This window comes from Streptomyces sp. NPDC038213 (assembly GCF_055600495.1).
Map to the genome: position 1 here is coordinate 1 of NZ_JBVJYM010000026.1, position 24,766 is coordinate 24,766.

Consider the following 24,766-nt stretch of genomic DNA (forward strand, 5'->3'; position numbering starts at 1 on the left):
GGCGTTGATTTTTGGCACGCTGTTGAGTTCTCAAGGTGCGGACGCTTCCTTTGTACTGACCCTCTCGGGCTTTCCTCCGGGCGCTTCCTTCGTTCTCGCGTTTCCGACTCTATCAGATCTTTTCGGACCCGATTTCCTCGGCGCTTTCCGGTCCAAGCCGCTTTCGCGCTTTTCCCTTCCGGCATTTCCGACTCTATCAGACCCTTTCGGGCCTGACTCCCAGTCAGCGGGCTTTGCCTTGGGACTGTTGGGCCCTTCCGGCTCCCGAAACACTAGCGGATTTCCCGGGGAACCCGTAATCGGGCCGTGGTCATGAATTCAGGCATGCCGAATTCACTCCCGGTGGGAGATCGCGCTGTGTCAGCTTGGGTTGCCGCGACGAGGCGGCGGACGGCCGTCCCGGACCGTTCCGGATCCAGGACAACTCGGAGGAGATTAGGCGCCCGAGGCCACCACGTCAATTCGAGGCGTGCTGACGGGGCTCCGCGAGGGCGTCGAGAGTTCGGGGACGGGTCTGACCGCCGTAGACAGTGAAGGCCCGTGCCGTGCACGGTCGGGTCGCTGAGCCCCGCCGCCCGGCGCGGGCGCGGGACCGTGTCCGCCGCGCTCCCCGTGCTCCCCTCCCGGGGTGAGCCGGGTGAGGATGAGGAGGTCGTACGCGGCGAAGCACTCGGCCGCCGCGGTGCGCAGCCGCTCGTCGCGCCCCGCCTGTACGTACAGCTCGAACGGCGCGATGTGGCGGCTGTCGGAGGAGTGGCCGCCCGCCACCTGCGCCACCGCCTCGGCCGCCTGCCCGATGTCGGGGGAGTCCCCGCGCTTCGCGGAGCGGGTCCAGGCGCGCGGCGGGTTCGACGGCTCCGTACGGCGGATCGGGGAGGCCCGGCGGGCCCGCCGGTAGCAGCGGCGCCGGCACCGCTCCAGCGGACCGGACCCCGCCCCTCCCCCCGACACGCCGCGCGCAGGGGGCTCCCTGTGCGCCGACCGGCCGCGGGCCCGCGCGCGGCGGCGGGCCGGGGCGGGCGTACGGCTGCTAGGCAGGCGTGACCGCAGGCCGCCCACGGCCACGCCACCGCCCCCGGGAGACACCGTGCCCACCCGCGCCTCCGTACGCCGCCGTTCCCCCTTCGGCCTGCCCCTCGGGCTGTCCGCCGCCGCCCTCGCCGCCGCCGCGCTCGGCGGGCTGCTCGCGCCCGCGCAGGCCGCGGACGCCGGGCCCGGCGCGGCCGGCCGCCCCGACCCGTACCTCCAGCGGCAGCTGGACCGGCTGGTGGCCCGGGAGGACGGCCCGCCCGGCGTGATCGCCGTACTGACCAAGGGCGACCAGACGCAGGTGTACAGCTCGGGCGTCGGGGACATCGCCACCGGCCGCCGGCCCCACATCGACGACCACATGCGCATCGCGAGCATCGCCAAGGCCTTCAGCGGCGCGGTCGCGCTGCGGCTCGTCGACCGGGGGGAGCTGTCGCTGGACGACACCATCGGCGAGGTGCTGCCCGCGCAGCCGGCCGCCTGGCACGCCGTCACCCTGCGCCAGCTGCTCCAGCACACCAGCGGGCTGCCGGACTACTCGCGCGACCCGGAGTTCCTGAACATCCTGCGGGCGGACCCGCGCCACGTCTTCGACCCGCGCACCCTGCTGGACTTCGTCGCGGACGAGCCGCTGCTCTTCCAGCCGGGCAGGCTGTACGAGTACTCCAACTCCGACAACATCGCCGTCGCCCTGATGGCCGAGGCCGCCACCGGCCGCCGCTACGAGGACCTCCTCAAGGAGCTCGTGTACCGCCCCCTCGGCCTGCGCCGCACCAGCCTGCCGCTGGGCTACCGGCTCCCCCGCCCCTTCCTCCACGGCTACGACGTCACCCCGCCCGCCGACCCCGAGGACGTCAGCGAGGCCATCGGCGCCTCCGGGGTCTGGGCCTCCGGCGGCATCGTCTCCACCCCGCGCGAGCTGGGCGCGTTCATCCGCGGGTACGCGGGACCGGCGCTCGTGTCGAAGAAGACCCGCAAGGAGCAGCTGACCTTCCTGCCCGGCGACTCCTCGGAACCGGCCGGCCCGGGCACCAACGCCGCCGGGCTCGCGCTCTTCCAGTACACGTCCCGCTGCGGGGTCCTCTACGGCCACACGGGCAACACCCCGGGGTACACCCAGCTCGCCGCCGCCACCCCCGACGGCAAGCGCTCCCTGACCTTCACCCTCAACACCCAGACCAGCAAGAGCAACAAGCCCGGCCTCCTGGCCCTGCTGCGCACGGTCCAGGAGGACTTCGCCTGCAACCTCCTGAAGGGCTCCTCGGACCACTGATTCCCGCCCGCCGCCGGCCCCGGACCCGGGACCGGCGGCACGCACCTGCGGCGACTCGGCCCCGCGGCGCTACACCCAGGGGTCCGTGAGTTCGCGGAGGAGGGTGAGGGAGGTGCGGAGCTGTTGCATGCGGCGGGGGCCCAGGTGGGATTCCCATTCGCGTTCCACTTCGGCCACCACCGCGTCCGCCACGCGTTTCGCCGCCTGCGCCCGGTCGGCCAGGCAGACCAGGCGGGCGCGCTTGTCGGTGGGGTCGGGGGTGCGGCGTACGTAGCCCGTCTTCTCCAGCTGGTCGACCAGGAAGCCGGCGGTCTGCTTGGTGACCTGGGCCTGGGCTGCGAGGTCCGTGAGGCGGGTGCCGTCGGGGCCGATGCGCTGCATCACGCGCGCCTGGGCGGGGGTGAAGTCGTCGAAGCCCGCCTCCGCCAGGGCCGCGAAGACGCGGTTCTCCAGGGCGCGGTACGGGAGGAAGAGGAGGACGCCCGTGTTGGGGGCGCCGTCCGCCGTTTCACCCGGCATTCCGGTTCGCCCTCCCTCCGACTTGACTGTAGTCAGAGACGCTGACTAATTTGGTCAGTGAAGCTTACCAGTTTCTGTGGCTGCTCTCACCAAGTGGGTGATCACCGTGACCGCGAACTACCTCCTGGCGACCGACGAGCTGTGGGAGACCGTCGGGCGCGAGCGGACGGAGCTGGCCGAGCTGCTGGAGGGGCTGGGACCGCAGGAGTGGGACCGCCCCACGCAGTGCGGGGACTGGCGGGTACGGGAAGTCGCAGCGCACCTGAGCATCGGCGCCCGGTCCACCGTCCCCTGGGCCCTGCGCGAGTTCGCACGCGCCCGCGGCAACACCGACCGCATGATCCACGACACCGCCGTCGCCGCCGCCCGGCGCCCGACCGCCGAGATCACGGCCGACCTGCGCGCCGTCGCCGGCTCCCGCCGGATGGCCTTCGGCACCACGCCCCACGAGTCCCTGATCGACGTACTCGTGCACGGCCAGGACATCGCGCTCGCCCTCGGGCGCGAGCGGACCATGCCCCCGCGCGCCGCGCGCGACGCGGCCGAGCGGGTCTGGACCATGCGCTTCCCGCCCCGGCCCTGGCCCCTCCCCGAGGCCCGCCTGACCGCCACCGACGCCGACTGGTCGCGCGGGAGCGGCCCGGAGGTGCGCGGCCCGATCTGCGCCCTGCTGTTGCTGCTCACCGGGCGCACGGCCGCCGCCGAGGGGCGGTTGGAGCGGGTGGGAGGGTGAGCGCCGGGGCCGGAGGCCCGGGGGGTCAGGAGGCCGCGGGGGCGACCCAGGCGCCCGTCAGGGACTGGACGGCCGAGCCGTCGGTGTCGGCCAGCTTGGTCGCGGTGAAGGCGCGGGCCCATTCCGAGGTCTGGATGCGGAAGGCGGGGCGGTCGGCGGTGAGCGCCTCCAGGACGGAGGCGGCCGCCTCGTCGGGGGTCTGGGCGCCGTTCAGGAACTGGTTGACCGTACGGTCGAGGTAGGCCCGCAGCGGTACGGCGTACGCGCCCGCGGCCGCGATCTCGGCCTCCAGGTCGAGGCCGATGTTGTTCACGAACTCGGTGGCGACGGCGCCCGGCTCGACCACGCTGACGGACACCCCGAGGGCCGCCGCGACCGGCGCGAGGCTCTCCATGTACCCCTCGACGGCGAACTTCGCGGCGCAGTAGGCCTCGTTGAAGGGCTGGCCGACGACACCGCCGACGCTGGTGACGGTGACCAGCCGGCCGCCGGTGGCGCGCAGGTGCGGAAGGGCCGCCTTGGAGACGTGCAGCACGCCGAAGAAGTTGACCTCCATCACCGTGCGGACCTCGTCGACGTCCTCGTTCTCCAGGGTGCCCAGGTGTCCGGCCCCGGCGTTGTTCACCACCGCATCCAGGCGGCCGTAGTCCGCGACCACTCCCCCGACGGCGGCGGCGACACCCGCCTCGTCCGTGACGTCCAGCTGCCGGACGTCGAGCTCGACGCCCGCATCGGCGGCGGCCTTGCGCAGGGCGTCGGCGCGGCCGGTGTCGCGCAGGGTGGCCACGGTCCGCCAGCCGGCCCGGGCGGCGGCCACGGCCGCGGCCAGGCCGATGCCGGAAGAGGTGCCGGTGATCAGGACGACGGGCGCGGCGGGGGAAGGGATGGTGGTCACGGCGGGGCCTCTCTCACGGTTGCCAGATTAAGTGCGTGTACACACACCATAGACATTATGTGCGTGTGCACGCAACCGGTATCCTCGTGACCATGGCGAAGAGGAAGATCACCCAGGCGGAGATGCCCGTCGCGGACCACGCCTTCTACGGGCTGGTCTGGGCCGGGACCGTCCTCACCGAGCGCGTCGACCGCGCCCTCACCAAGGCGCACGACCTGCCCGTGTCCTGGTTCGAGGTCATGCTGTGGCTGTCCTCCAGCCCGGAGCCGGTCCCCGCCTCGGTGCTCGGCAACAGCACCATGCTCAGCCGCAGCCAGGTCTCCCGGGTCGTAGACGCCCTCCAGGGCCGCGGGCTGGTCACCCGAACCCCCTCCGCCCGCGACGCCCGCTCCGTCGAGGTCGCGCTGACCCCCGCCGGGCACGAGCTCTTCGCCGCCGCGGACGCCACCCGCCGCGCCTGCCTGGCCCCCGTCTTCACCGAGCTCCTCGACGAGGAGGACCTGACGGCGCTCAGCACGGTGTGGCGCAAGCTGAAGGAGCACAAGGACCGGTTCGCGTAGCCGCTGCGCGTCCGCGGGCCCCCGGCCCCGACCGGCCTGCGGACTTCCCGTACCCGGGCGGCCCGCCAGGTCCTAGAGTGTCGGCGTGAACGAGCAGAACCCCGCACTCATCGCCGGCCGCTACGAGCTGGTCGAACGCATCGGCCAGGGCGGCATGGGCCGGGTCTGGCGCGGTGTGGACCGCCAGCTCTTCGGGCGCGAGGTCGCCGTGAAGGAGATCCTCTTCCCGCCGGGCATGGAGGACGCCGACCGCGCGATGCTGCTGCGCCGGTTCACCGGCGAGGCCCGCGCGGCGGTCAGCCTCAGCCACCCGGGGATCATCACCATCCACGACGTCGTGGAGCACGAGGGCGCCCCCGTCATCGTCATGGAGCTCGTCAAGGGCCAGTCGCTCGCCGCGGCCGTCCGCGCGCAGGGCCGGCTGCCGCTGCGCCGGGTGGCGGAGATCGGGGCCGCGATGGCCGAGGCGCTGGCAGAGGCCCACGAGGCCGGGATCGTCCACCGCGACATCAAGCCGGACAACGTGCTCCTCGCCAAGGACCGCGTGGTCCTGACCGACTTCGGCATCGCCCACCTCGCGGACGCCACGACCCGGCTCAGCCACAGCGGCAGCGTCATCGGCACCCCGCAGTACATGGCCCCCGAGCAGCTCGACGGCAAGCGCCCGACCCCCGCCAACGACGTGTGGGCCCTCGGCGCGACCCTTTACCACGCGGTCGAGGGGCGGCCGCCGTTCGAGGCGGACGGGTTCCACGCGCTGGCCGTGGCCGTGTTCACCCGCCCCCACCGGCCGCCCGTGCACGCGGGCCCGCTGGGGCCCGTACTCGACGCCCTGCTGGCCAAGGACCCGGTGCAGCGGCCGGACGCGGCGCAGGCCGCCGAGCTGCTGGCGGCCGCCCTGGGCGCGGCGGGCGCTCCGCCCACCGTGCCGCCCCGGCCCCCGGTCCCGCCGCGGGATCCGCGCACGGTGCCGCTGCCGCCGCCTGCGGGTACGGGTACGGATGCCGGTGCGGGAGCGGACGCGGATGCACGGACTCCGGCGCCCGTGCCCACCCCCACCGTCGCGGATCCCGCGGGCGGCACCGGAGGGGCAGCAGGCACCGGAGGGGCAGGAGACAGCGGCGGTACGGACTCCCTCGTCACCCTCGACGGCAGCGGCGCCGGCCACGGGACCCGCAAGGCGGCGGCCGGTGCGGGCGGGCGCGGGCTGTCCCGGCGCTCCGTCGTACTCGCCGCCGCCTCGGCCGTGCTCGTCAGCGGGTCCGCGCTGGGCTGGGTGCTCTCCCAGGGCGACGGGAACGGCGGCGGGAAGAGCGAGGGCAAGGGCGGTGCTGCCGCAGGGGCGCCCGCCGGTTCCGGGGGCGCGGCCGTGACCGTGGTGATCGGGGTGGACGCGCCGCTCAGCGGCGGGCTGGCCGCGCTCGGCGGCGGAATCAGGAACTCCGCGGAGCTCGCCGTACGGACCGCGAACGAGAAGAAGCACGTACCCGGCGTGACCTTCGAGGTCAGGGCCCTGGACGACGAGGGGCAGCCCGCGAGGGGCACGGCGAACGCCTCGCAGTTCGCCGCCGACAAGAAGGTCCTCGGCGTGGTCGGACCGCTCAATTCCGGCGTCGGGCTGGCCATGGCCCCGGTGCTCGAACAGTCCGGACTGGTCAACGTCTCCCCCGCCAACTCCGACCCCCGCCTGACCCTCGGCGAGGAGTGGGCCACCGCCCCGGCCCGCCCGTACGCGACCTACTTCCGCACGGTCGCCACGGACATCGCCCAGGGCCGGGCCGCCGCCCGGTTCCTCCTCGGGAGGACGGAGACGGCCGGCCCCGGGACGGGCAAGGTCTACGTCCTGGACGACGGCGGCAGCTACGGCACGGCGCTCTCCTCCGTCTTCGACGCCGAGTTCGCCCGGCTGGGCGGGACGGTCGTCGGCACGGACCGCATCGACCCCGCGCAGGACGACTTCGCCTACCTCGCCCCGCAGATCAAGGCCTCCGGCGCCCGCGCCGTGTACTTCGGCGGCTACTACGACACCGCCGGGGCCCTCTCCCGGCAGCTCAAGAAGGCCGGGGTGACCGTCCCCGTGATGGGCGGCGACGGCATCTACGACCAGGGGTACCTGGCCGGCAGCCCGAAGGTCGAGGAGGACCTCGCCACCAACGTCGGCGTGCCGACCGACAGCCTGCCGGGCGGCGCGGACTACGCCGCACGCTACGAGGCGGCGGGGTACGACGAGCCCGCCGGACCGTACGGTGCGTACGCGTACGACTCGGCCTGGGCGCTGATCGAGGCGGTGAAGGCGGTCGTGGCGGGCAACGGCGGCAAGCTGCCGGAGTCCGCGCGGGCGAAGACGGCGGCCGCGATGGCGGGCGTGTCCTTCGAGGGGGTCACCGGCCCGGTGTCCTTCGACGCGTACGGGGACACGCGCAACCCGCGGGTGTCGACGCACGTGGTGAAGAACGGCGCCTGGAAGACGTGGGGCGCGAACGTCACCACCCCCTGACCGGCCCGGGCCGGACCCGGATCCCGCTCAGCCCCCGGCGGGCCGGTCAGCCGCCGCGTTCGCGGGCGTCGCAGGGGCCCCCGCCGACACCGGCGCCACCACCGCGAAGGCGACCCGGACCGTGAGTCCGCCCTCCGGTGCCGGGTTCGCGGTCGCGGTCAGTTCGGCGCCGTGCGCGCGGGCGATGGCGGCGACGATCGACAGGCCGAGTCCGGCGCCCTCGCCGGGGGCGTGCCGCCGGGCCTCGCGGCGCCGGAAGGGCTCCAGCAGCCGCGGCACGTCCGCGGCCGGCACCTCCGGCCCGGTGTTGGAGACCACGAGCGAGCCCTCCGGCCCCGTCCCCACGGTGATCGTGCCGCCCTCGCGGTTGTGGCGGACGGCGTTGGCGAGCAGGTTGCGGACCAGGTGCCCGAGGAGGACCGGGTCCCCGCGCACGACCAGGGGCGCGAGGGTGCTCCCGACCGTGAGGGCACGGGCCGCGGCCTGCTCGGCACACGCGGCGAGCTCCGCCGCCGCCGTCTCCCGCAGGTCCACGGGCGCCGGGTCCTCCAGCCCCTCCCCCGCCGCGGCCAGGACGAGCAGCCCTTCGATCATCTGCTCGCTCTCGTCGCAGACGGCGAGCAGCTTGTCCCGGATCCGGGCCACGCGCTCGGGGTCCGGGGTGCCCGCCAGGCCGATCTCGGCGGCGGCGCGCTGCACGGCGAGGGGGGTGCGCAGCTCGTGCGCGGCGTTGGCGGCGAACCGGCGCTGCGCGGCCACGAGCTGTTCCATCCGCCCGAGCATCCCGTCGAAGGTGTCGGCGAGCTCCTTCAGCTCCCCGGGCGGGGAGTCGAGGGCGATGCGCTCGTGGAGGTTCTCGCCGGAGAGGCGGCGGGCGGTCTCCGTGATCACCGCGACGGGGCGCAGCACCCGGCCGGCCATCCACCACGCGAGGAGGATGGACAGGACTGCGAAGGCGGCGAGGGCGATGAGGGAGTAGACGAGCAGCCGGTGGAGGGCGGCGTCGGTGACGGCGGCGGAGATGTTCTGCGTGACCTGGAAGGACTTGAGCTGCTCGGGGCTGAGGCTGCCGGGGGGCAGTTTGCGGGCCGGTACGGCATCGGCGGGCAGGTGTACGAGCTCGCCCTCGGTGAGCTTTCCGGCGGGGGCGGTGGTGCGTACGGCGGTGGTGAGGCTGCCCAGCATTCCCTGGCTGACCAGGACGTACACCAGGGCGACCAGTCCGCCGCCGGCGAGGAGCAGCAGGGCTCCGTAGAGGGCGGTGAGGCGCACGCGCTCGCTGCCGGGCCGGAAGCGGGGACGGGTACGGGGGCCCGTACTGGTATCCGTACTGGTATCCGTACCAGTGCCGGTGCGGATACCGCTCGCGCCCCGTCGGGTACGGCGCATCATGCCGCGTCCCCGGGGGCCGCGATGCGGTAGCCGGCGCCGGGGACGGTCTCCACGACGGGCGGTTCGCCGAGCTTGGCGCGCAGTTTGCTGACCGTGACGCGGACGGCGTTGGTGGCGTAGCCGGTGTGCTCCTCCCAGACCTGTTCGATGAGGTCGTCGCTGCTGACCACCGCCCCCTGGGCCCGTACGAGGGCTTCGAGCACGGCGAACTCCTTGGGCGACAGGGCGAGGCGGCGGCCGTCGCGGGTGGCGGCGCGGCGCGCGGTGTCGACGGCGACCCCGCTGCGCTCGACCACGGGCGGCAGGGCGGGCCGGGTGCGGCGGCCGAGGGCCAGGACGCGGGCGAGCAGCTCGTCGTACGCGAAGGGCTTGGTGAGGTAGTCGTCGGCGCCGAGGGCGAGGCCCTCGACGCGGTCGCGGACGGTGCCGGAGGCGGTGAGCATCAGGATGCGGGTGAGCAGGCCCTGGCGGACCACCTGGCGGCAGACCTCGTCGCCGTGCAGTCCGGGCAGGTCGCGGTCGAGGACCAGGACGTCGTACTCGCCGAAGCGCAGCCGGTGCAGGGCCTCCAGGCCGTCCGCCGCCTCGTCCACGGCGAGGGCGTCGCGGCGCAGCCCCTCGGCGATCATCTCCCGGAGGAACTCCTCGTCCTCCACCACCAGTACTCGCATGTGCTCCTCTCTATCCGAGGCGGGGGTTTCGGCGCTGTAAAGGTCCGCCGTTAGGGAAGCGAAACAGCGGTTCGGCGGAGGGTCTGCGGTATGAACTCACATTCCGCAGCTGCCGGCGGTACCCGGCGGCGCTCCTCCTCCCTGACGATGACCACGGCGGCGGTCCTGACCGGGCTGGCCCTGCTGGTGACGGCGTGCACGAATTCGGCTGACGGGTCGGGCGGGTCCGGCGGGTCCGGTTCCGCCGGGTCCGCGGGGTCCGGCGAGGGATCTGGCTCCGGTTCCGGATCCGGATCCGGTACGACCTCGGGGGCCGACGCCGACGCCGCGCTCAAGCTGCGCCAGTGCCTGCGCAAGCAGGGCCTGGACGTGCCGGACCCCGAGCCCGGGCAGGACCCGCGGGGCATGACCCTGGGCGGCGGGGCGAACAACGACCCGCAGAAGTTCCAGAAGGCCCTGGAGGCCTGCGGCAGCGGGCCGAAGGGCGGGGCGGCGGGCCCGACCCAGGAGGAGAAGGACTCCCAGCTGCGCTGGGTGCGCTGCATGCGCGACAACGGCCTGAACCTCCCCGACCCCTCCTTCGAGGGCGGGATGATGAAGGCCACGGAGATCCCCGAGGGCCAGGAGGAGGCCTTCAAGAAGGCCGCCGAGAAGTGCAATGCGGCCGGATCCTGAGGGGGCACCTGTGAGGAAGTGGCTGGTGGCGGGCTGTGCCGTACTCGTCGTCGCGGGCGGCGGCGGGTACGTGGTGACCGCGCAGGCGGGCGGCGGCGGGGACGCGGACGGGGAGCGGCGGACGGACGGGCTGCCCCCGGCCACCGCCCCCGTAACCCGCGGGGACCTCTCGAACGGCCGCCAGGTCGAGGGCACGCTCGGGTACGCGAAGGAGCGCAAGCTCAACGCGGGTGTGGCCGGGGTGCTGACCTGGGTGGCCGCGGAGGGCTCGGCGGTCGCGCGCGACGAGCGGCTGTACGAGGTCAACGGGCGGGCGGTGCGGCTGATGTACGGGTCCGTGCCGATGTACCGGGCGCTGGGGTCCGGGGACAAGGGCGAGGACGTGGAGCAGCTGAAGGCCAATCTGGTGGCCCTCGGCTTCGGCACCGGGCTCGATCCGCAGGACCGCACCTTCACCAAGGGGACGGTCGCGGCGGTGAAGCGGTGGCAGGACGCGCACGGGCTGAAGGAGACCGGCCGGATCGGTCCGGAGGACATCGCGTTCGCCTCGGGTCCGCAGCGGGTCCGGTCGGCGGACGCGGCCGTCGGGGACCAGGCCGGTCCCGGGAAACCGGTGCTGACGCTGACGGGGACCGAGCGGGTGGTCCGCTTCTCCCTGGAGGTGGCACAGGCCGCGGCGGCGAGGACCGGGGACCGGGTGACGGTGTCCCTGCCCGGCGGGGGGACGGCCGGCGGGCGCATCTCTTCGGTCGGCCGTACGGCGGAGGGGGAGGGCCAGGGTTCCGGGGGCGGGTCCAGTTCCGGTTCTGGTTCTGGTTCCGGTTCTGGGGACGGCAAGGCGAAGGTCGAGGTGACGGTCGCGCTGGACCGGCCGGGCGGGGTAAAGGCCCCGGACCGCTCCCCCGTCTCGGTGTCGCTGACCGGCGAGACCGTGAAGGGCGTGCTGTCCGTACCCGTGAACGCGCTGCTGGCACTGGCCGGCGGCGGGTTCGGCGTACAGGTGGTGGAGGACGGCGCGGGCGGGCCCCGGGTGCGGGAGGTCCGCGTACGGCTCGGGATGTTCGGCCAGGGGCGCGTGGAGGTCACGGGCGACGGCCTGAAGGAGGGCGTGAAGGTGGGTGTCCCCGCGCTATGAGGACCGGTAGTGAGGCAGGCGGTGTAGGCCCGGCGGGCACGGTGGTGGAGCTGAAGGGGGTCACCAAGGAGTACCCGGGCGGGGTGGCGGCCCTCCGGGGCGTGGACCTGACCGTGCGCGCGGGCGAGCTGCTCGGGATCGTGGGCCCGTCCGGGTCCGGGAAGTCGACGCTGCTGCACATCGTGGGCACGCTGGACCGGCCCACGGCCGGGTCGGTGGCCATCGCCGGCCATGACGTGCCCGCCTTGTCCGACCGGGCGCTGTCGGCACTGCGGGCCCGGCACGTGGGCTTCGTGTTCCAGTCCTTCCACCTGGTCCCGGGCATGAGCGCGCGGGACAACGTGGCGGAGGGGCTGCTGTACTCGGGGCTGCCGCGGGGCGAGCGGCGGCGGCGCGCGGCGGGGGCGCTGGAGCGGGTGGGGCTGGGCGACCGGCTCGGCCACCGGCCGCACCAGCTGTCCGGCGGGCAGAAGCAGCGGGTGGCCATCGCGCGCGCGGTGGTCGGCGAGCCCGATCTGCTGCTGGCGGACGAACCGACGGGCGCCCTGGACTCGGCTTCGGGTGAGGCGGTGATGGAGCTGCTGCGCGAGCTGAACCGGGACGGGGCGACCATCGCGGTGATCACCCACGACCAGGAGGTGGCGGCCTCGCTGCCCCGGCAGGTCCGCATCCGCGACGGGCGGATCGTGGCGGACGTATGGCAGGGGGCGGCGGCATGACGGACGCAACGACGGGCGGAAGGAAGCCCGGCGGGAAGCCCGGCCGGGGCCGGACCCGGCTGCGGCCGGCGCGGCTGTCCCCGCGGGACGTGCTGCACGTGGGCTCCGCGGGGCTGCGGGCGCGCCCCGCCCGGGTGGTGCTGTCGGCGCTCGGCATCGCGATCGGCATCGCCACGATGATCGCGGTGGTGGGGATCTCCTCGTCCAGCCAGGCGAAGCTGCTGCGGGAGCTGGACCGGCTGGGTACGAACATGCTGGTCGTGACCCCGGGCCAGTCGATGTTCTCCGGGCAGGACACCGAACTGCCCAAGGAGTCCCCAGGCATGATCGGCCGTATCGCGGGCGTGGAGAAGGTCGGCGCCACCGGTACGGTGCGGCACTCGGTGCGGCGCAGCGAGAAGATCCCGGCGGAGGAGACCGGCGGGATCGCGGTGCTCGCGGCGCGGGGCGACCTGCTGGGGACCCTGCGGGCGCAGGTCCGCAGCGGGGCCTGGCTCAACGCGGCGACGGGGCGCTACCCGGCCGTGGTGCTGGGCGACGTCGCGGCCCGGCGGCTGGGGGTCACGGCCCCCGGCGGGCAGGTGTTCATCGGCGGCCGGTACTTCACGGTGACGGGGATCCTCGCACCGGTGCCGCTGGCCCCGGAGATCGAGCGGGCGGCCCTGGTCGGCTGGGACGCCGCGCAGTCCCTGCTGGGCTTCGACGGGCACCCGACCGCGGTGTACGAGCGCTCGGCTGACGCCGCGGTGGCCTCGGTCCGGGGGCTGATCCCGGCGACCGCCAATCCGCGGTCCCCGCAGACGGTCTCGGTGACGGACCCCTCGGCGGCCCTCCAGGCGAAGGCGGCCACGGAGGGCGCGTTCTCCACCCTCCTGCTGGGCCTGGGCGGGATCGCCCTGCTGGTGGGCGGGGTGGGGGTGGCCAACACCATGATCATCTCGGTGCTGGAGCGGCGCCACGAGATCGGGTTGCGGCGCTCCCTGGGGGCGACGAAGGGGGCCGTGCGCGTGCAGTTCGTGACGGAGTCGCTGCTCCTGTCCGGGCTGGGCGGGCTGGCGGGCATCGCGCTGGGCGCGGCGGCCGTGGCGGCGTACGCGGTGGCGGGATCGCTGCCGTGGGTGGTCCCCCTGTGGTCGGTCACCGGCGGCTTCGCCGCCACCCTGGCCATCGGCACCCTGGCGGGCCTCTACCCGGCGGTCCGCGCCTCCCGCCTCTCCCCGACCCTGGCCCTCCAGGCGGTGTAGCCCCGCACCCGCACCCGCCCTCACAGCCGTCCCCGCACCCGGCGCCGGTCCGGAGCTGGCCCGGAGCCTCAGCTGAGCCGTCCAAGCCGAGGCCCCGGGCCGGGGGCCGGGGGCCGGGGGCGCTCACCCCCTCCGCACGCGCCCCTCCCGCACCACCACACGCGGTGTCACTTTGAGTAGCGAAACCCTACCGTCGATTACGGAAAGTGTTCGACGAGCCATCGAGGCAAGGGGCAGAGCCATGAAGAAGACGAAGAAGCAGACGCGTGCCGCAGCGGGCCGGGCGGCCCGCGCGGGAAAGGCGCTCGGAGCATGCGCGGCCGGACTGGCCCTGGCCCTCGCGGCCGCGGGCACGGCACCGGCGGCGAGCGGCGCCCTGGTCATCGACGGGGCAGTCCACCACAACCCCTCGGGCTGCTACCACTTGGGCGACTTCGCCCCCTCCTCCGTGCTGAACCTGACCACCGAGACGGCCTTCGTCTGGTCGGGCCCCTTCTGCAACGGGCAGGTGACGACCGCCGTCCTCCCGGGCCAGACCCTCCACCCGGCGCCGGGCATGAGCGTGTTCATCATGTAGGGCCGGGCCGCCTGCCGCCGCCACCCGCCGGATCAGGGCAGTTGCGACTTCTCCGCGTAGTAGCCGTAGGCGAAGCCGCCCGCGCCCGAGCCCGCGAGTTCGGCAGAAAAGCCGAAGGCCCCGGGCCCGGGCACCTCGACACTCCGCTGCTCGATGGACCCGTCGCACGCCTGCGAACCGGCGGCCGCCGGCACGTCCTTGCCCCCGACGGTGAAGGCCAGCTTCACCGTGGCGCCCCCGCTGCACACGAACGCGAACGTCACGCTCAGCACACCGTCCGGAAGGCCGGGGTGCGTGTTGCCGAAGCTCGGCCCCAGCGCACCGGACCCGCCCCCGAGGGACTCCAGGTTCTCGAAGACCCGCTCCAGCTGGGAGTTCAAGGCCCCGCCGTCCGCCGCCTCCAGCGTCGGCACGGGCGCGGCCTTGCCCGGCACCGGACTCTTCGGAGGCTTCGCGGCCGGTTCCTCCCCACTGCACGCCCCGGCGCCGAGCAGCGCCACAACACACAGCGCAGCGCCCAGCCTCGCCCTACGGCTCATGTTTCCCCCTGGTATGCGGCTGTGCCCAGTCGGCCCCTGGTCGGAGGGCCGGGCCTGCCGCCGTTTGCATACGGCGACGCTCCGACCAGGCGCAGTGGTTCCCAACGGCGCAGCTCACAGCGTCAGCGGGGGCGGCGCTTCGTCCGGCGGGGGCGGGGTGCTGCGGCGGGGAGGGCGCCCACCGGCGCGCGGAGGTGGGGCGTGGCCCGGGGGCGGGGGCCGCCGGCGCACCACCAGGCCAGGGAGCCGTCCGAGTCCTCGCGGGGATGCATTCCCAGGCCGTGCTCCGGGCAGACCGGCCAGGCCTGCCAGAGGCGTTCGGTGAGGGTGTCCTGTGCGGCTTCCGTGACGGCGGCGAGAGCGGCTGCGGGGTCGGCCGCGGACTCCGGCTCCAGGCAGTTGCCGTGCCATTCGCCGTTGGCGAGGGCGACGTAGACGCTCTCCGGCTCGTCCGGTGCGTAGGGCGGAAGGGCCAGCAGGCGCAGGGGGCGCTCGTCGGGGAGGGTGGCCGCCAGGTCGCGGTTGAGGAGGTCGAGGGCCCCCTCCCAGGCGGGGTACTCGCCGGGTGCGACCCTGCGGGGGTCGAAGGAGGCTGCGGGACCCGGCGGGTCGGTGGGAGGGCGCACGGCACCTGCTCTCGGGGCGGGAACGGCAGCCGATCGTACCCGGCCGCCGTTCCCGACGGTCCGTCAGCGCCGGCGGGCGGCGGGCAGGGCCCGGTACAGGCCCACGGCACTGAGGAGCAGCATCGCGATGCCCAGGGGGATGTGGAGGGAGGGGATGTGCAGGACGCCGAGGAGGACCTGCGCCGAGGCGAGGGCGAGGAATCCGGCCGCGTGCCGGACGGGGCGCGGGGAGCCGCCGCCCGGGCGCCAGGCCAGCACCGCGGCGAGGAGGTACAGCATCGAGGAGCCGTACATGACGCGCGAGCCGATGTCGTGGAGGGCGTAGCCGTGGGAGGAGGACAGCAGGACGGCCGCGGTGGCCGTCTGGAAGGAGAGGGCGAGGGTCTGGAGGGCTATGGCGGTGCGGAGGAAGGCGGTGTTGCCGGGTGCTTCTGCCGTCGCGGATGCGGACATCGCGGGCGTCCCCTGTTCTGCCGGTTGGCGGTGGTCGGTAGGGTCTCGCTGAACTGACGACGCAGGTACGGGGATTGTGAGGCGGCATGTCTTCGCCGGGGGCTGGGGCCGGGGCCGGATCGACTGAGGCGGCCGTGGCGCTGGTCGAGGGGGAGCGGGGGCGGCTGACCAATCTCGGCTACCGGCTGCTCGGTTCGCTGGCCGAGGCCGAGGACGCGGTGCAGGAGACGTACGCGCGCTGGTACACGATGGCGCCGCAGCGGCGGGCCGCGATCGTCTCGCCGGGTGCCTGGCTGACGCGGGTGTGCGGGCGGATCTGCCTGGACGTGCTCGGATCGGCGCGGGCCCGGCGGGAGCGGTACGTCGGCACGTGGCTGCCGGAGCCCGTGCCGGACCGGGCGCAGTGGGCCGCGGGCGCAGGGGGCGGCGCGGCCTGGCCCGCGGATCCGGCCGACCACGTGGTCCTGGACGAGTCGGTGGACATGGCCCTGCTCGTGGTGCTGGAGACAATGACCCCGGCGGAGCGCGTGGCGTACGTCCTGTACGAGGTGTTCGGCTTCCCGTTCACGGAGATCGCCGCGATCACGGGCCGGTCGCAGGCGGCCTGCCGCCAACTGGCCTCCTCGGCCCGCCGCCGCATCCGCGGCGCGGCGACCGCATCCGCGGGCGCGGCCAAGAGCGCGGGCGCGGCCGCGGCCCCGGGCACCGGACAGGCAGCCGTCGTACGGCGGTTCAAGGAGGCATGGGAGGCCCGGGACATCGGGGCCCTCGTCGGACTCCTCGACCCGGACGCCGTCATGGTGGCCGACGGCGGCGGCCTCGTCAGCACCGTCCTGCGCCCGGTGGCGGGCGGCGCACGCGTCGCGGAATACCTCGTACAGATCGCCTGGCGGGCCCCGGCCCTCGGCCTGCTGGAGCGCACAGTCAACGGCACCCCGGGCCTGGCCGCCCTGCACCCCGCAGGCGGCACCGTGACGGTGGCCGCCTTCGAACTGACCGCGGACCACACCCGCATCCGCCGCATCTGGGTCATCCGCAACCCCGAAAAGCTCCGCGCCTGGAACGAGGGGGTACCGTCCCGTCCCTAACCCGCCGACCTGGTGGTCTGCGGTCATGCTCAAACGGCCCTCAGTCGGCTGCCAGGCAGCGACGCCACAAAGGGACCGAATTCGTCACTGTGACGTGAATTTGCCTCAAGTGCAGTGCAGTTCAGTACGCCTCTGCAATGCTGGAGGCCGATCGAGAGGGGCCGCAGCGATGCAGTGGAAGATCCACGGGGAACGTCCGATCTACGAGAACAAGTGGGTGAACCTGTGGCTCACCGACGTGGAGACGCCGGACGGCAACCGCTGGGAGCACCACGTCGTCAAGCTCCGTCACCTGGCCGTGGCCGCCGTGGTCAACGATCGCCAAGAGGTCCTGATGATGTGGCGCCACCGCTTCATCACGGACGCGTGGGCCTGGGAGCTGCCCATGGGTCTGGTCGAGGCGGACGAGACCCCCGGCGAGGCCGCTGCCCGTGAAGTCCTTGAGGAGACCGGTTGGCGTCCGGGCCCGATGAAGCCCCTCATCTACGCCGAGCCGGCGAACGGCATCACGGACTCCCAGCACCACCTGTTCCGCGCCGACGGCGCCACGTACGAAGGGCCGCCGACCGAGAAGAACGAGTCGGACCGGGTCGAGTGGATCCCCCTCGCCAACATCCGGGGCATGATCGACCGCCGCGAGATCGTCAGCAGCGGCTCCCTCGTCGGCCTCCTCTACGTCCTGATGGACGAAGGCGTTCGCTGACCTGGAGTGGGAAGCACCGCCCGTAGACGCGCCTCGAAAGCGAGAGCGGCTGGCACCTCGCGGTACGGCGCAAGCTGCTCGTAGAACTCGCGGAGGTGCCCCGCCACCCGCTCGGACGACACCGCCGCGGCGGGCACCAGCGCCTCGATCGCCAACCTCACCCACCACCCGCTCGTCATCCTGGACTGGGAGCGCTGGGGCGCCGTCCCCGTCGGCTACGACCCCGCGATGCTCTACGTCAACAGCCTCCGCGCCCCCGCCGTCGCCGACCGCATCCGAGCCGAGTTCGCCCACGTCCTCGACACCCCGGCCGGCCGGTTCGGCGAACAGATCGCCCTCGCCGAGATGCTCCAGGCCGTCGGCCGCGGCTGGTACGCCGACCTGGCCCCGCTCCTGCGGCAGCGCGCGGAGGAACTCACCGGAGTCAGGTTGAAGTCCACTACAGGCAGATGCCGTTGAGCGTGGAGGGGGGTCGCTAGGGACGTACCGGCCCGCCCTCCCCCGCCCGTCAGGGTAGGAGTTGGCGGGTCAGGGAGTCGGCTGCCCAGTGCTGCCAGCGGTGTGGGGGCCAGCCGCGGGTGGTGGTCAGGAGGGTGTAGGTCTCGGGGCCGAGGAGGGCTGTTGCCGTGTCGGCGGCGGAGGCCTCGTCGTGGCCGGCGCGCAGGCCGCCGGGGGCCTTGGCGGCCAGGGCGCGGGCGAAGTGCAGCTGGACGGTGTGCCGCTGGTCGAGGCTGAGCTGCCAGAGGGCGGCGATTTCGGGCTCCGAGGAGGCTGCGGCCCGTACGGCTTCCAGGAGGGGCGCGGCCCGCTCGAGGATGCGGCGGGCGCCCGCGGCCTGGAGGGCCAGCTGCGCGGCCGGGTCGCGTTCCGCGAGGATCTCGCGGGCCCAGGGGCGGTCGAGGGTGGCGACGGGGTCGGTGTCGCCCGCGATGGCGGTGTCGAGGACCTCCTTGAGGAGGGCCCGCTTGTTCCCGAAGGTGAAGTAGACGGTCTGGACGCCGACCTGGGCGCTGCGGGCGATGTCCTCGACGGTGGTCCGGGCCCAGCCGCGCTCCGTGAACAGGGCCTCCGCGGAGTCGAGCATCCTCGTGCGGGTCTGCCGGGCCTTCTCCGCCCGGGTCTGCGCCGCAGCCATCCGGCTTCCCTTCGTCCCGTTCTCCGTCCGTCTGAATTGGCTGTAGTGAGACTACAGTGTGTTTCACTGGAGTGTGACTACAGCGAATGAGGGTGGGGGCGGCGGGCGCGTACTCGTCGTGGGCGGGTACGGAGCCGTCGGGGCCTCGGTCTCGGTGGCTCTCGGCGCCTGGTTCCCCGGGCGCGTGGTGCCCGCGGGCCGTGATGCGGTACGGGCCGGACGCCTCGGCGGGGTGGCCGTGGACGTCCGCGACCCCGCGGACTTCCGGCGGGTGCTGGACGGCCTGGGGGACGTGGCCGCCGTGGTGTTCTGCGTGGAGCCCCCGGACGCGGGGCCCGCGCGGATCTGCCTCGAACGCGGCACCCACCTCGTGGACGTGGGTGCGACCCGCGCCCTCCTGGAGGAGGTGGCCGCACTCGACGGGGTCGCGGGCGCCCGCGGCGCGGCGGCCGTGCTCAGCGTCGGCGTCGCACCCGGGCTGACGAACCTGCTCGCCCGGCGCGTCCACGAGGAGCTGGGCGGTGCCGAGCGGATCGACCTCGGCGTCCTGCTCGGCGGCGGGGAGCGGCACGGCGCCGACGCGGTGCGGTGGACGGTCGCGGGGCTGAGCGAGCCGGTGGTGGCCCGGCCGCTGCGGATCTCCCTGCCGGGGTACGGCGGGCGCACCGCGCACCCGTTCCCCTTCTCCGACCAGCACACCCTGCCCGCCACCCTCGGTGTGGCGGAGGTGACCACCCGGCTGTGCCTGGACTCGCGGGCCCTGACCGCCGCCCTGTTCGCCCTGCGCCGGACGGGCCTGCTCGGCGGACCCGGCGGGAGCGGACCCGGCGGAAACGGCCCCGGGAGCGGCCCCGGCGGCGGCCCGCGGCGCCGAGCCCTCCTCACCCGGGCCTTCGGCCGCGTGCACCTCGGCGGGGACGGTTTCGCCGTGCAGGCGGCGGCCCGGCGCGGGGACCGGCGGGCCGCCCTGACCCTGACCGGGCGCGGGCAGAGCCGGGTGACCGGGCTGGTGGCCGCGTACACGACCCGCGCGCTGCTGCAGGGCGCCGTACCGCCCGGGGTCCACCACATCGAGCAGCTGCCGGTCCTGGCCGGCCTCCCGGAGCAGCTGGCCCCGCACGGGGTCGCGCTGCACCGGGCCGTGCCCGCGGCCCGCTGAGCCCGGAGCGCGGCCCGGGGACCGTGCACGCGCCGGTGGCCCGCCCCGGCCTCCCTCGTAGGGCAGGCGGAGCGGGCCACGGGATCAGGGGCCCCGGGCGGGGCGGGATGGGCGTGCTACCAGGTGCCCGGTGGGGCCGTCCAGCTCTTCACGGCCCTGCCGTAGTCGTATGTCCCGTTCTCCCCGGCGAAGAAGGTGAACGTGGCGTACGAGCCGTTGCCGTAGTCGTACAGCGCGGACCAGTCGGACCTGCCGTCGCCGTTGACGTCGCCGCTGACCGGGGAGGCCGCGTCGGCGCTCCAGTTGCCGTTGCCGCTGTCCATGGTCATCGCCGGGGCCCCGAGGGTGCCGTCGGCGTTGCCGCGGAACTGGAACAGGCCCATGCGGTGGTTGGCGTAGCGGTACTGGGCCGCCAGGTCGGCGCGGCCGTCGCCGTCGGTGTCGCCCGCGCTGAGCTTGACCGGGTCCAGCTGCCAGTAGCCGGCGCCCGCGGACCAGCCGGAGAGCGCGAAGCCCGGGTGGGTGCCGTCCGGGCGGGCCAGGCCCGTGAAGACCCGGACGGCCCCGTCGCCGTACACGTACAGGCCGATGATGTCGGTCCGGCCGTCGCCGTTGACGTCTCCGGCGGCGTACTTGGCGTTCTCGTACCACCACCAGCCGGGGTGGGTCTCCTCGAAGCCCTTGACAGGGGCCTCGAAGCCGGCGCCGTCGCGGAACTTCCAGGTGAAGTTCGCCATGCGGCCGTTGGAGTAGCCGTAGATGCCGATGAGTTCGGCGCGCCGGTCCCCGTCGGTGTCCCCGGCGAGCAGGGTGGTGCGGTACCAGTCCCAGCCCGCGGCCTGGGTCCAGCCGGAGGGGCCGGCGCGCAGGGAGCCGTCCGGGGCGGCCAGCCAGGTCAGCAGCCGTACGGAGTTGTCGCCGTACAGGTACAGGGCGCCGACGTCGGTGCGGCCGTCGGCGTTGAAGTCGCCCGCCGCGTACTTGGCGCTGCCGACGCACCAGCTGTTCGCCGGGCCGCGTTCGGATTCGAAGGGGGCGCCGAGTCCGCCGTCCGCGGTACCGGCCTGGGTCCACCAGGCGAATCCGCAACTCCCGTAGTCCACGATGGTGGCGAGGTCGGAGCGGCCGTCGCCGTTGAAGTCCCCGGACAGGGGGACGCGGACGGTGCCCTCGCCGGCGCCGTAGGTGTGGTCGGTGATGCGGTGGTTGGTGCCGTTCCAGCGCATGTAGCCGCCCTGGAAGTCGGAGCGGGCGCCGTTGGTCTGCGCGTACTCGTCGGAGACCGGGAAGCCGAGGTAGCCGTTCTCCCAGCCCCTGTTGGCCCATTCGGTGCGGATGCCGCCGCGGACCACGCGGGCGCCGGTGGCGGGGCTCCAGTAGATGGACACGTCGTTGCCCGCGGGGTCGCGGAAGTGCACGTACTTGCCGTACAGGCGCGGGGTGTTGCGCGGGGCGGCCAGCGGGTGGCCGAAGGAGGTCCCGCCGACGGCCAGGTACTTGGCGAGGATGGGACCGCAGACCGGGTGGGTGCCCGTGGCCGCGGTGCCGAAGGACTGGCAGGTGCTCCAGTCGGTCACCGAACTGTCCCGCAGGACTTTGGGGGCGCCGAAGCGCAGCCCGTCGGCGTCGGGGGCCCGGCCCTCCCAGGTGCTGATCCGCCCGTCGGGCGCGAGGGCCCACAGGTCGGCGAAGCCGTCGCCGTCGGTGTCCCCGTCGCTGGAGACGCGGGGGTACGCGGCGTCGGTCAGGCCGGTCTGGATCGCGGTCCCGGAGCGGCTGCCGTAGGCGGTGAACACCGGTTTGTCCTCGGCGTCGCGCTGCGAGGGGTACGCGTAGAGGCGGCCGTCGCGGCGGTCGCGGGCCCACAGGTCGGGCAGCCCGTCCTTGGGGCCGGAGACGCTGCCGGTGTCGCCGGGGGCCATGAGTTCGAGGTCCCACCAGCCGCCCCTGCCGACGAGCCGGGGCGCGGTGAGGGCGTTGGTGCCGTTGGCGCCCTTGAAGAGCCAGAGGTTGGCGTTGCGGCCGGTGCCGTCGTCCTCGACGGTGAGCAGGTCGTAGCGCGGGGTGGAGGGCGGGCGGGTGCCGTCGGCGTCGCCGAGGGCGATGACCTGGCGGACCCGGGACCAGTCGGGGGCGTACTCGTCCCCGCAGGTCTGGTCGACGGTGTTGAAGGGGTTGACGCAGCCGGCGGCGGGGCGGGTGGTGCTCAGGCGCTGGGCACCGGCCGGGGTGAAGTACTGGTTGTCGTTGGCCGCGGGGCCCGCGTTGTTGGCGGTGTTCAGGTAGTAGTACAGCGCCGCGTCGCCGGGGCGGTGGGCCCACAGGTCGTCGGCGTAGCTGCCGTTGCCGCCGCGGTGGGTGAGGTCCACGCCGGTCCAGCTGCCGCCGGGGGCGCCGGCCGCGGCGCCCGCGGGCTCGCCGCCGGCGGCCGGGTCGCGGTTCTTGGAGTACAGGCGCAGGTCTCCGGAGGAGTCCGGGACGAGCAGGTCGACGTAGCCGTCCTTGGTGATGTCGCCGAGTACGGTCTTGGCGGCCGGGTCGTCGGGGGCGTAGAAGGCGTGGGTGAACTCCGGGGAGCGGTTCCCGGCCCGGTCCACGGAGCGGACGTGGAGCACGTTGGTGCCCCAGGCGGTCACGGGGAGGGTGACGGAGGCCTTGCCGGCGGAGTCGGCTGCGGCGCTCTGCCCGCCGGTGGCCGGGAGGGGCCCGTTGAGGGACCACTCGAAGCGGTGGACGCCGGAGCCGCTGCCCGGGTCGGTGCCGGTGAAGGCGAAGGTGCCGTCGGAGCCCGCGGTCTTGAGGGGGGCGGCCGGGCTGCCGGCGGCCGGGAAGTCCGCCGAGGCGACGGCGGGGGCGGCGGGGGCGGTGAGGTCCACGGAGAAGCTGCAGCCGCGGCTCCAGTTGCCGCTGTTGATCCCGTCGCCGCCGCGGACGTACCAGTCGTACTGGTGGCCGTCGACGAGGCTGCCCGCCATGGCGCTGATCTGGCTGCCGTTCGGTACGGCGGGGTTGGGGATCCAGCCCCACTGGCGCAGGGTGCTGCCCGCGGTGAGGTCCCACAGGTTGAAGTCGGCGTCGATGTTGTCGCCGTCGGGGTCGGTGACGGTCGCGTGCAGCCCGATCCCGCCGGTGGCGGCGTTGGTCGCGCCGATCCAGCCGCAGTCCCCGCGGGTGGGGTTCTGGGGGGCGGGGGTGACGTACAGGTTGCGCGGGGCGTCGGGCAGGGAGTTGTACTCGACGTACAGGAACGGCAGGGAGTGGGGGTGCGCGGTCTTGCGGGTGTAGCGCTTGAAGCCGTTGGAGGTGGCGCTGGTCTCGTCCGCCCCGTACATGCCGAAGGTCAGGTGGGCGCGCCAGCCCTCGTCGCGGACGAGCTGGGTGATGTCCCAGCCGATCTGGTTGACGGCCCCGGTGCAGCCGGCGCCGCCGGCGCTGTTGGAGGAGGCGCGGCCGAGGTGCTTGAGGTTGGCGGGCTGGGCGGTCCACTTGGTGCCGGCGTCGATCGTGCCGGTCCAGTAGAGGTCCACGGCGTGCGTGTTGGCGCAGGTGTTGTCCGCCGCGTAGGACTGGACGGCGTTGAAGGTGGCGAAGTTGACCGTCTTGCCTGCCGGGTTGAAGGACTCGACCTGCGCGAAGGTGTGCTGGCGGCCCTTGCAGGTGGTGGCCCAGCGCTGGTTGCCGACGCCCATGTCGTACTTGTCGGCGTAGTCGTCGTAGTGCCCGACGGTCGGGCAGCCCTCCTGGACCCAGGTCCAGTGCTGGGTGCCGCGCCAGATCTGCTTCCACGCCGGGTCGATGTACACGGGGTACACCGTGTCCGGGGCGGTCAGCAGCGAGCGGTCGGCGGTGACGGTGAGGGCGCCCGCCGAGGGTACGGCGGCCACCTTCGCGGTACGGGCGGTGTCGCCGGGGCCCGCGGTGTCCGAGGCGGCCTTGACGGCGCCGGGCGGCGGGGCGTCCTGTGCGGCGGCGGCGCGGCCGGCCGCCTTGGGGGCGGGCGGGGTGCGGCGCGAGGAGTCCCACATGGCCGCCGCCGGGGAGCTGAAGACCTCGCGGCCGGCCGTGTCGGTGGCGGCGAGCCGGCCGTCGCCCCGCTTGCGGACGCCCACGCCCTTCGTCTTCATGCCCATGCGGTACGAGGCCACGGCAGGGTTCTTCGCGGCCTGCGCCGTCTTGACCACCAGGACCTGGGTGAAACCGCCGTCGGCGGTGGCGGTCACGGCGAGGTCGACGTCCGGGAGCACGTTGCGGTACGTGGCCGTGGCCCCGCTGACGGACGGCTCCGGGAGCGCGGTCGGCCAGCTCAGCTCCAGCCGCTCGCCGCCCTTGCCGTTCAGCCGGGCCATGGGGGCGCGCCCGCCGCCGGAGAGCGCGAGCCCGCCGAGCGCCGCCCGCGGCCGCCAGCCGCCGTCGGCGGTGCGCACCAGCGTGGCGTCGAGCGGGACCCAGGCGCCCTGCTGCCTGACGCGGACCGGAGCGGCGGAGCGGGTCAGCGCGTACGAGCCGTCCGGCTTGGCGACCACGGTGTCGGTCTCGGTGGTCAGCGCGGCCACGGGCACCGGCTTCCCGGTGCGCCGCGCCCGCGCCGAGGCCTCGGCCTGCGCGGAGACGGCCGGGTCGGCGGCCTTCGCGGGGCGGGGGGCCTGGCGGGCGGGGGATTCGAGGCCGGAGGCCTTGGAGGAGGAGCCGGAGGACTTGCGGGCAGTCTTGCCCGCGGCCGTCTTGCCGTCGGGCTTCCCGGCGGAGTCCTTGCGGCCCGGGTCGGTCGCGGCGGCGGACGGGCTCGGGGCAGCGGCGGCAGCAGCGGCGGGCGGTGCCGTCGGCAGGGCTACGGCTAACGAGACGACGGCCGCCACGGCCCAACGGAAGGACCGGGGCCGGCTGTGGCGCCGGTGGATGGCTCTCATACGCGTCTCTCCAACGGGGAGGAGGGGCACGGCGGGGGTACGGAGTCGATGGCCCCCGGCGCCGAATCGGCTGGAGTGTCACATGGAGGCAGACGCTCCGTCCCGGCCCCCCGAGCCCGCCGCCGCGACCGCGCGAGCCCGCCTCCAGCCGCGGCCCAGCAGCCTCCGAGCCGGTCCCGAGCAGTCGTCGAGCCAGTCCCCGTATTTCTTTGAGGGATCGTCAATCCTGTTTGCCGT

Annotated in this window: 23 protein-coding genes; 13 read left to right on the forward strand and 10 right to left on the reverse strand. The window is 74.3% G+C overall.

The window, feature by feature from the left end; translation table 11 throughout:
• Window positions 1–435: 435 nt before the first annotated feature.
• A complete protein-coding gene (locus ACZ7JZ_RS27485) occupies window positions 436–1,095 on the reverse strand; it encodes a hypothetical protein (RefSeq protein WP_470943738.1) in 660 nt (219 codons plus the stop codon).
• On the opposite strand from ACZ7JZ_RS27485, the gene ACZ7JZ_RS27490 reads away from it, so the two are divergent.
• The gene (locus ACZ7JZ_RS27490; protein WP_470943739.1) at window positions 1,088–2,302 is read left to right on the forward strand and encodes a serine hydrolase domain-containing protein; all 1,215 of its coding nucleotides are present in this window, start codon (window positions 1,088–1,090) and stop codon (window positions 2,300–2,302) included. The genes ACZ7JZ_RS27485 and ACZ7JZ_RS27490 overlap by 8 nt on opposite strands.
• Before the next feature lie 69 nt (window positions 2,303–2,371).
• On the opposite strand, the gene ACZ7JZ_RS27495 is transcribed toward ACZ7JZ_RS27490, so the two are convergent.
• Window positions 2,372–2,821: a MarR family winged helix-turn-helix transcriptional regulator gene (locus tag ACZ7JZ_RS27495; protein WP_470943740.1), complete on the reverse strand. Its 450-nt coding sequence runs from the start codon at window positions 2,819–2,821 to the stop codon at window positions 2,372–2,374.
• Window positions 2,822–2,897: 76 nt separating this feature from the next.
• On the opposite strand from ACZ7JZ_RS27495, the gene ACZ7JZ_RS27500 reads away from it, so the two are divergent.
• The gene (locus ACZ7JZ_RS27500) at window positions 2,898–3,554 is read left to right on the forward strand and encodes a maleylpyruvate isomerase family mycothiol-dependent enzyme (protein ID WP_470943742.1); all 657 of its coding nucleotides are present in this window, start codon (window positions 2,898–2,900) and stop codon (window positions 3,552–3,554) included.
• A gap of 25 nt (window positions 3,555–3,579) precedes the next feature.
• On the opposite strand, the gene ACZ7JZ_RS27505 is transcribed toward ACZ7JZ_RS27500, so the two are convergent.
• The gene (locus ACZ7JZ_RS27505) at window positions 3,580–4,440 is read right to left on the reverse strand and encodes an SDR family NAD(P)-dependent oxidoreductase (RefSeq protein ID WP_470943882.1); all 861 of its coding nucleotides are present in this window, start codon (window positions 4,438–4,440) and stop codon (window positions 3,580–3,582) included.
• Window positions 4,441–4,541: 101 nt separating this feature from the next.
• Here ACZ7JZ_RS27505 and ACZ7JZ_RS27510 point away from each other — a divergent pair, with 101 nt between their 5' ends.
• Both ACZ7JZ_RS27510 and ACZ7JZ_RS27515 read left to right on the forward strand, forming a co-directional pair.
• Window positions 4,542–5,009, forward strand: a complete 468-nt coding sequence (locus tag ACZ7JZ_RS27510) for a MarR family winged helix-turn-helix transcriptional regulator (RefSeq protein ID WP_470943743.1) — start codon at window positions 4,542–4,544, stop codon at window positions 5,007–5,009.
• A gap of 85 nt (window positions 5,010–5,094) precedes the next feature.
• Complete coding sequence (locus ACZ7JZ_RS27515; RefSeq protein ID WP_470943744.1) at window positions 5,095–7,506, forward strand: bifunctional serine/threonine-protein kinase/ABC transporter substrate-binding protein; 2,412 nt, start codon at window positions 5,095–5,097, stop codon at window positions 7,504–7,506.
• 27 nt (window positions 7,507–7,533) lie between these two features.
• Here the strand turns inward: ACZ7JZ_RS27515 and ACZ7JZ_RS27520 are convergent, their stop codons facing one another.
• Entirely contained in the window at window positions 7,534–8,778 is a 1,245-nt protein-coding gene (locus ACZ7JZ_RS27520) for a sensor histidine kinase (RefSeq protein ID WP_470943745.1), read from the reverse strand.
• Window positions 8,779–8,894: 116 nt separating this feature from the next.
• The gene (locus ACZ7JZ_RS27525; protein WP_470943746.1) at window positions 8,895–9,569 is read right to left on the reverse strand and encodes a response regulator transcription factor; all 675 of its coding nucleotides are present in this window, start codon (window positions 9,567–9,569) and stop codon (window positions 8,895–8,897) included.
• 90 nt (window positions 9,570–9,659) lie between these two features.
• Between ACZ7JZ_RS27525 and ACZ7JZ_RS27530 the strand changes: the two genes are divergently transcribed.
• The 5 genes from ACZ7JZ_RS27530 to ACZ7JZ_RS27550 all read left to right on the forward strand — a co-directional run bounded on the left by ACZ7JZ_RS27530 (window position 9,660) and on the right by ACZ7JZ_RS27550 (window position 13,919).
• Window positions 9,660–10,244 (forward strand): hypothetical protein, encoded by a 585-nt coding sequence (locus ACZ7JZ_RS27530; RefSeq protein WP_470943748.1) that lies wholly within the window; start codon window positions 9,660–9,662, stop codon window positions 10,242–10,244.
• Window positions 10,245–10,254: 10 nt separating this feature from the next.
• Window positions 10,255–11,379 carry a peptidoglycan-binding protein gene (locus ACZ7JZ_RS27535; protein ID WP_470943749.1) on the forward strand — a complete coding sequence of 375 codons (1,125 nt, stop codon included), beginning with the start codon at window positions 10,255–10,257 and terminating at the stop codon, window positions 11,377–11,379.
• The gene (locus tag ACZ7JZ_RS27540) at window positions 11,376–12,098 is read left to right on the forward strand and encodes an ABC transporter ATP-binding protein (protein WP_470943751.1); all 723 of its coding nucleotides are present in this window, start codon (window positions 11,376–11,378) and stop codon (window positions 12,096–12,098) included. Before ACZ7JZ_RS27535 ends, ACZ7JZ_RS27540 begins: the two co-directional genes overlap by 4 nt.
• Window positions 12,095–13,342 (forward strand): ABC transporter permease, encoded by a 1,248-nt coding sequence (locus ACZ7JZ_RS27545; RefSeq protein ID WP_470943752.1) that lies wholly within the window; start codon window positions 12,095–12,097, stop codon window positions 13,340–13,342. The genes ACZ7JZ_RS27540 and ACZ7JZ_RS27545 overlap by 4 nt, the downstream gene beginning before the upstream one ends.
• A 241-nt stretch (window positions 13,343–13,583) precedes the next feature.
• On the forward strand, window positions 13,584–13,919 hold the full coding sequence (locus ACZ7JZ_RS27550; RefSeq protein WP_470943753.1) for a hypothetical protein: 336 nt from the start codon (window positions 13,584–13,586) through the stop codon (window positions 13,917–13,919).
• A 32-nt stretch (window positions 13,920–13,951) separates the two neighbouring features.
• Here the strand turns inward: ACZ7JZ_RS27550 and ACZ7JZ_RS27555 are convergent, their stop codons facing one another.
• From ACZ7JZ_RS27555 to ACZ7JZ_RS27565, 3 genes are all read right to left on the reverse strand, one after another.
• Window positions 13,952–14,332, reverse strand: a complete 381-nt coding sequence (locus ACZ7JZ_RS27555) for a hypothetical protein (protein WP_470943754.1) — start codon at window positions 14,330–14,332, stop codon at window positions 13,952–13,954.
• A gap of 248 nt (window positions 14,333–14,580) precedes the next feature.
• The gene (locus tag ACZ7JZ_RS27560) at window positions 14,581–15,084 is read right to left on the reverse strand and encodes a hypothetical protein (protein WP_470943756.1); all 504 of its coding nucleotides are present in this window, start codon (window positions 15,082–15,084) and stop codon (window positions 14,581–14,583) included.
• A gap of 63 nt (window positions 15,085–15,147) precedes the next feature.
• On the reverse strand, window positions 15,148–15,537 hold the full coding sequence (locus tag ACZ7JZ_RS27565) for a hypothetical protein (RefSeq protein WP_470943757.1): 390 nt from the start codon (window positions 15,535–15,537) through the stop codon (window positions 15,148–15,150).
• An 86-nt stretch (window positions 15,538–15,623) separates the two neighbouring features.
• Between ACZ7JZ_RS27565 and ACZ7JZ_RS27570 the strand changes: the two genes are divergently transcribed.
• The 3 genes from ACZ7JZ_RS27570 (at window position 15,624) to ACZ7JZ_RS27580 (ending at window position 17,787) form a co-directional block, all read left to right on the forward strand.
• A complete protein-coding gene (locus ACZ7JZ_RS27570; RefSeq protein WP_470943759.1) occupies window positions 15,624–16,625 on the forward strand; it encodes a sigma-70 family RNA polymerase sigma factor in 1,002 nt (333 codons plus the stop codon).
• Between the two features lie 169 nt (window positions 16,626–16,794).
• Window positions 16,795–17,328 (forward strand): NUDIX hydrolase, encoded by a 534-nt coding sequence (locus tag ACZ7JZ_RS27575; protein ID WP_470943760.1) that lies wholly within the window; start codon window positions 16,795–16,797, stop codon window positions 17,326–17,328.
• Window positions 17,329–17,556: 228 nt separating this feature from the next.
• Window positions 17,557–17,787 carry a hypothetical protein gene (locus ACZ7JZ_RS27580; protein ID WP_470943762.1) on the forward strand — a complete coding sequence of 77 codons (231 nt, stop codon included), beginning with the start codon at window positions 17,557–17,559 and terminating at the stop codon, window positions 17,785–17,787.
• A 49-nt stretch (window positions 17,788–17,836) separates the two neighbouring features.
• On the opposite strand, the gene ACZ7JZ_RS27585 is transcribed toward ACZ7JZ_RS27580, so the two are convergent.
• On the reverse strand, window positions 17,837–18,463 hold the full coding sequence (locus ACZ7JZ_RS27585; protein WP_470943764.1) for a TetR/AcrR family transcriptional regulator: 627 nt from the start codon (window positions 18,461–18,463) through the stop codon (window positions 17,837–17,839).
• 73 nt (window positions 18,464–18,536) lie between these two features.
• Here ACZ7JZ_RS27585 and ACZ7JZ_RS27590 point away from each other — a divergent pair, with 73 nt between their 5' ends.
• Complete coding sequence (locus tag ACZ7JZ_RS27590; RefSeq protein WP_470943766.1) at window positions 18,537–19,622, forward strand: saccharopine dehydrogenase family protein; 1,086 nt, start codon at window positions 18,537–18,539, stop codon at window positions 19,620–19,622.
• A 116-nt stretch (window positions 19,623–19,738) separates the two neighbouring features.
• Here the strand turns inward: ACZ7JZ_RS27590 and ACZ7JZ_RS27595 are convergent, their stop codons facing one another.
• Window positions 19,739–24,529 (reverse strand): hypothetical protein, encoded by a 4,791-nt coding sequence (locus ACZ7JZ_RS27595; RefSeq protein ID WP_470943768.1) that lies wholly within the window; start codon window positions 24,527–24,529, stop codon window positions 19,739–19,741.
• Between the last annotated feature and the right edge of the window lie 237 nt (window positions 24,530–24,766).

What these genes read in the sequence shown, in the direction of transcription:
- ACZ7JZ_RS27495 (WP_470943740.1), bottom strand. Translation starts at nt 2,821, where the DNA reads ATGCCGGGTGAAACGGCGGACGGCGCCCCCAACACGGGCGTCCTCCTC.
- ACZ7JZ_RS27510 (WP_470943743.1), top strand. Translation starts at nt 4,542, where the DNA reads ATGGCGAAGAGGAAGATCACCCAGGCGGAGATGCCCGTCGCGGACCAC.
- ACZ7JZ_RS27525 (WP_470943746.1), bottom strand. Translation starts at nt 9,569, where the DNA reads ATGCGAGTACTGGTGGTGGAGGACGAGGAGTTCCTCCGGGAGATGATC.
- ACZ7JZ_RS27530 (WP_470943748.1), top strand. Translation starts at nt 9,660, where the DNA reads ATGAACTCACATTCCGCAGCTGCCGGCGGTACCCGGCGGCGCTCCTCC.
- ACZ7JZ_RS27540 (WP_470943751.1), top strand. Translation starts at nt 11,376, where the DNA reads ATGAGGACCGGTAGTGAGGCAGGCGGTGTAGGCCCGGCGGGCACGGTG.
- ACZ7JZ_RS27545 (WP_470943752.1), top strand. Translation starts at nt 12,095, where the DNA reads ATGACGGACGCAACGACGGGCGGAAGGAAGCCCGGCGGGAAGCCCGGC.
- ACZ7JZ_RS27550 (WP_470943753.1), top strand. Translation starts at nt 13,584, where the DNA reads ATGAAGAAGACGAAGAAGCAGACGCGTGCCGCAGCGGGCCGGGCGGCC.
- ACZ7JZ_RS27565 (WP_470943757.1), bottom strand. Translation starts at nt 15,537, where the DNA reads ATGTCCGCATCCGCGACGGCAGAAGCACCCGGCAACACCGCCTTCCTC.
- ACZ7JZ_RS27570 (WP_470943759.1), top strand. Translation starts at nt 15,624, where the DNA reads ATGTCTTCGCCGGGGGCTGGGGCCGGGGCCGGATCGACTGAGGCGGCC.
- ACZ7JZ_RS27575 (WP_470943760.1), top strand. Translation starts at nt 16,795, where the DNA reads ATGCAGTGGAAGATCCACGGGGAACGTCCGATCTACGAGAACAAGTGG.
- ACZ7JZ_RS27580 (WP_470943762.1), top strand. Translation starts at nt 17,557, where the DNA reads ATGCTCTACGTCAACAGCCTCCGCGCCCCCGCCGTCGCCGACCGCATC.
- ACZ7JZ_RS27585 (WP_470943764.1), bottom strand. Translation starts at nt 18,463, where the DNA reads ATGGCTGCGGCGCAGACCCGGGCGGAGAAGGCCCGGCAGACCCGCACG.
- ACZ7JZ_RS27595 (WP_470943768.1), bottom strand. Translation starts at nt 24,529, where the DNA reads ATGAGAGCCATCCACCGGCGCCACAGCCGGCCCCGGTCCTTCCGTTGG.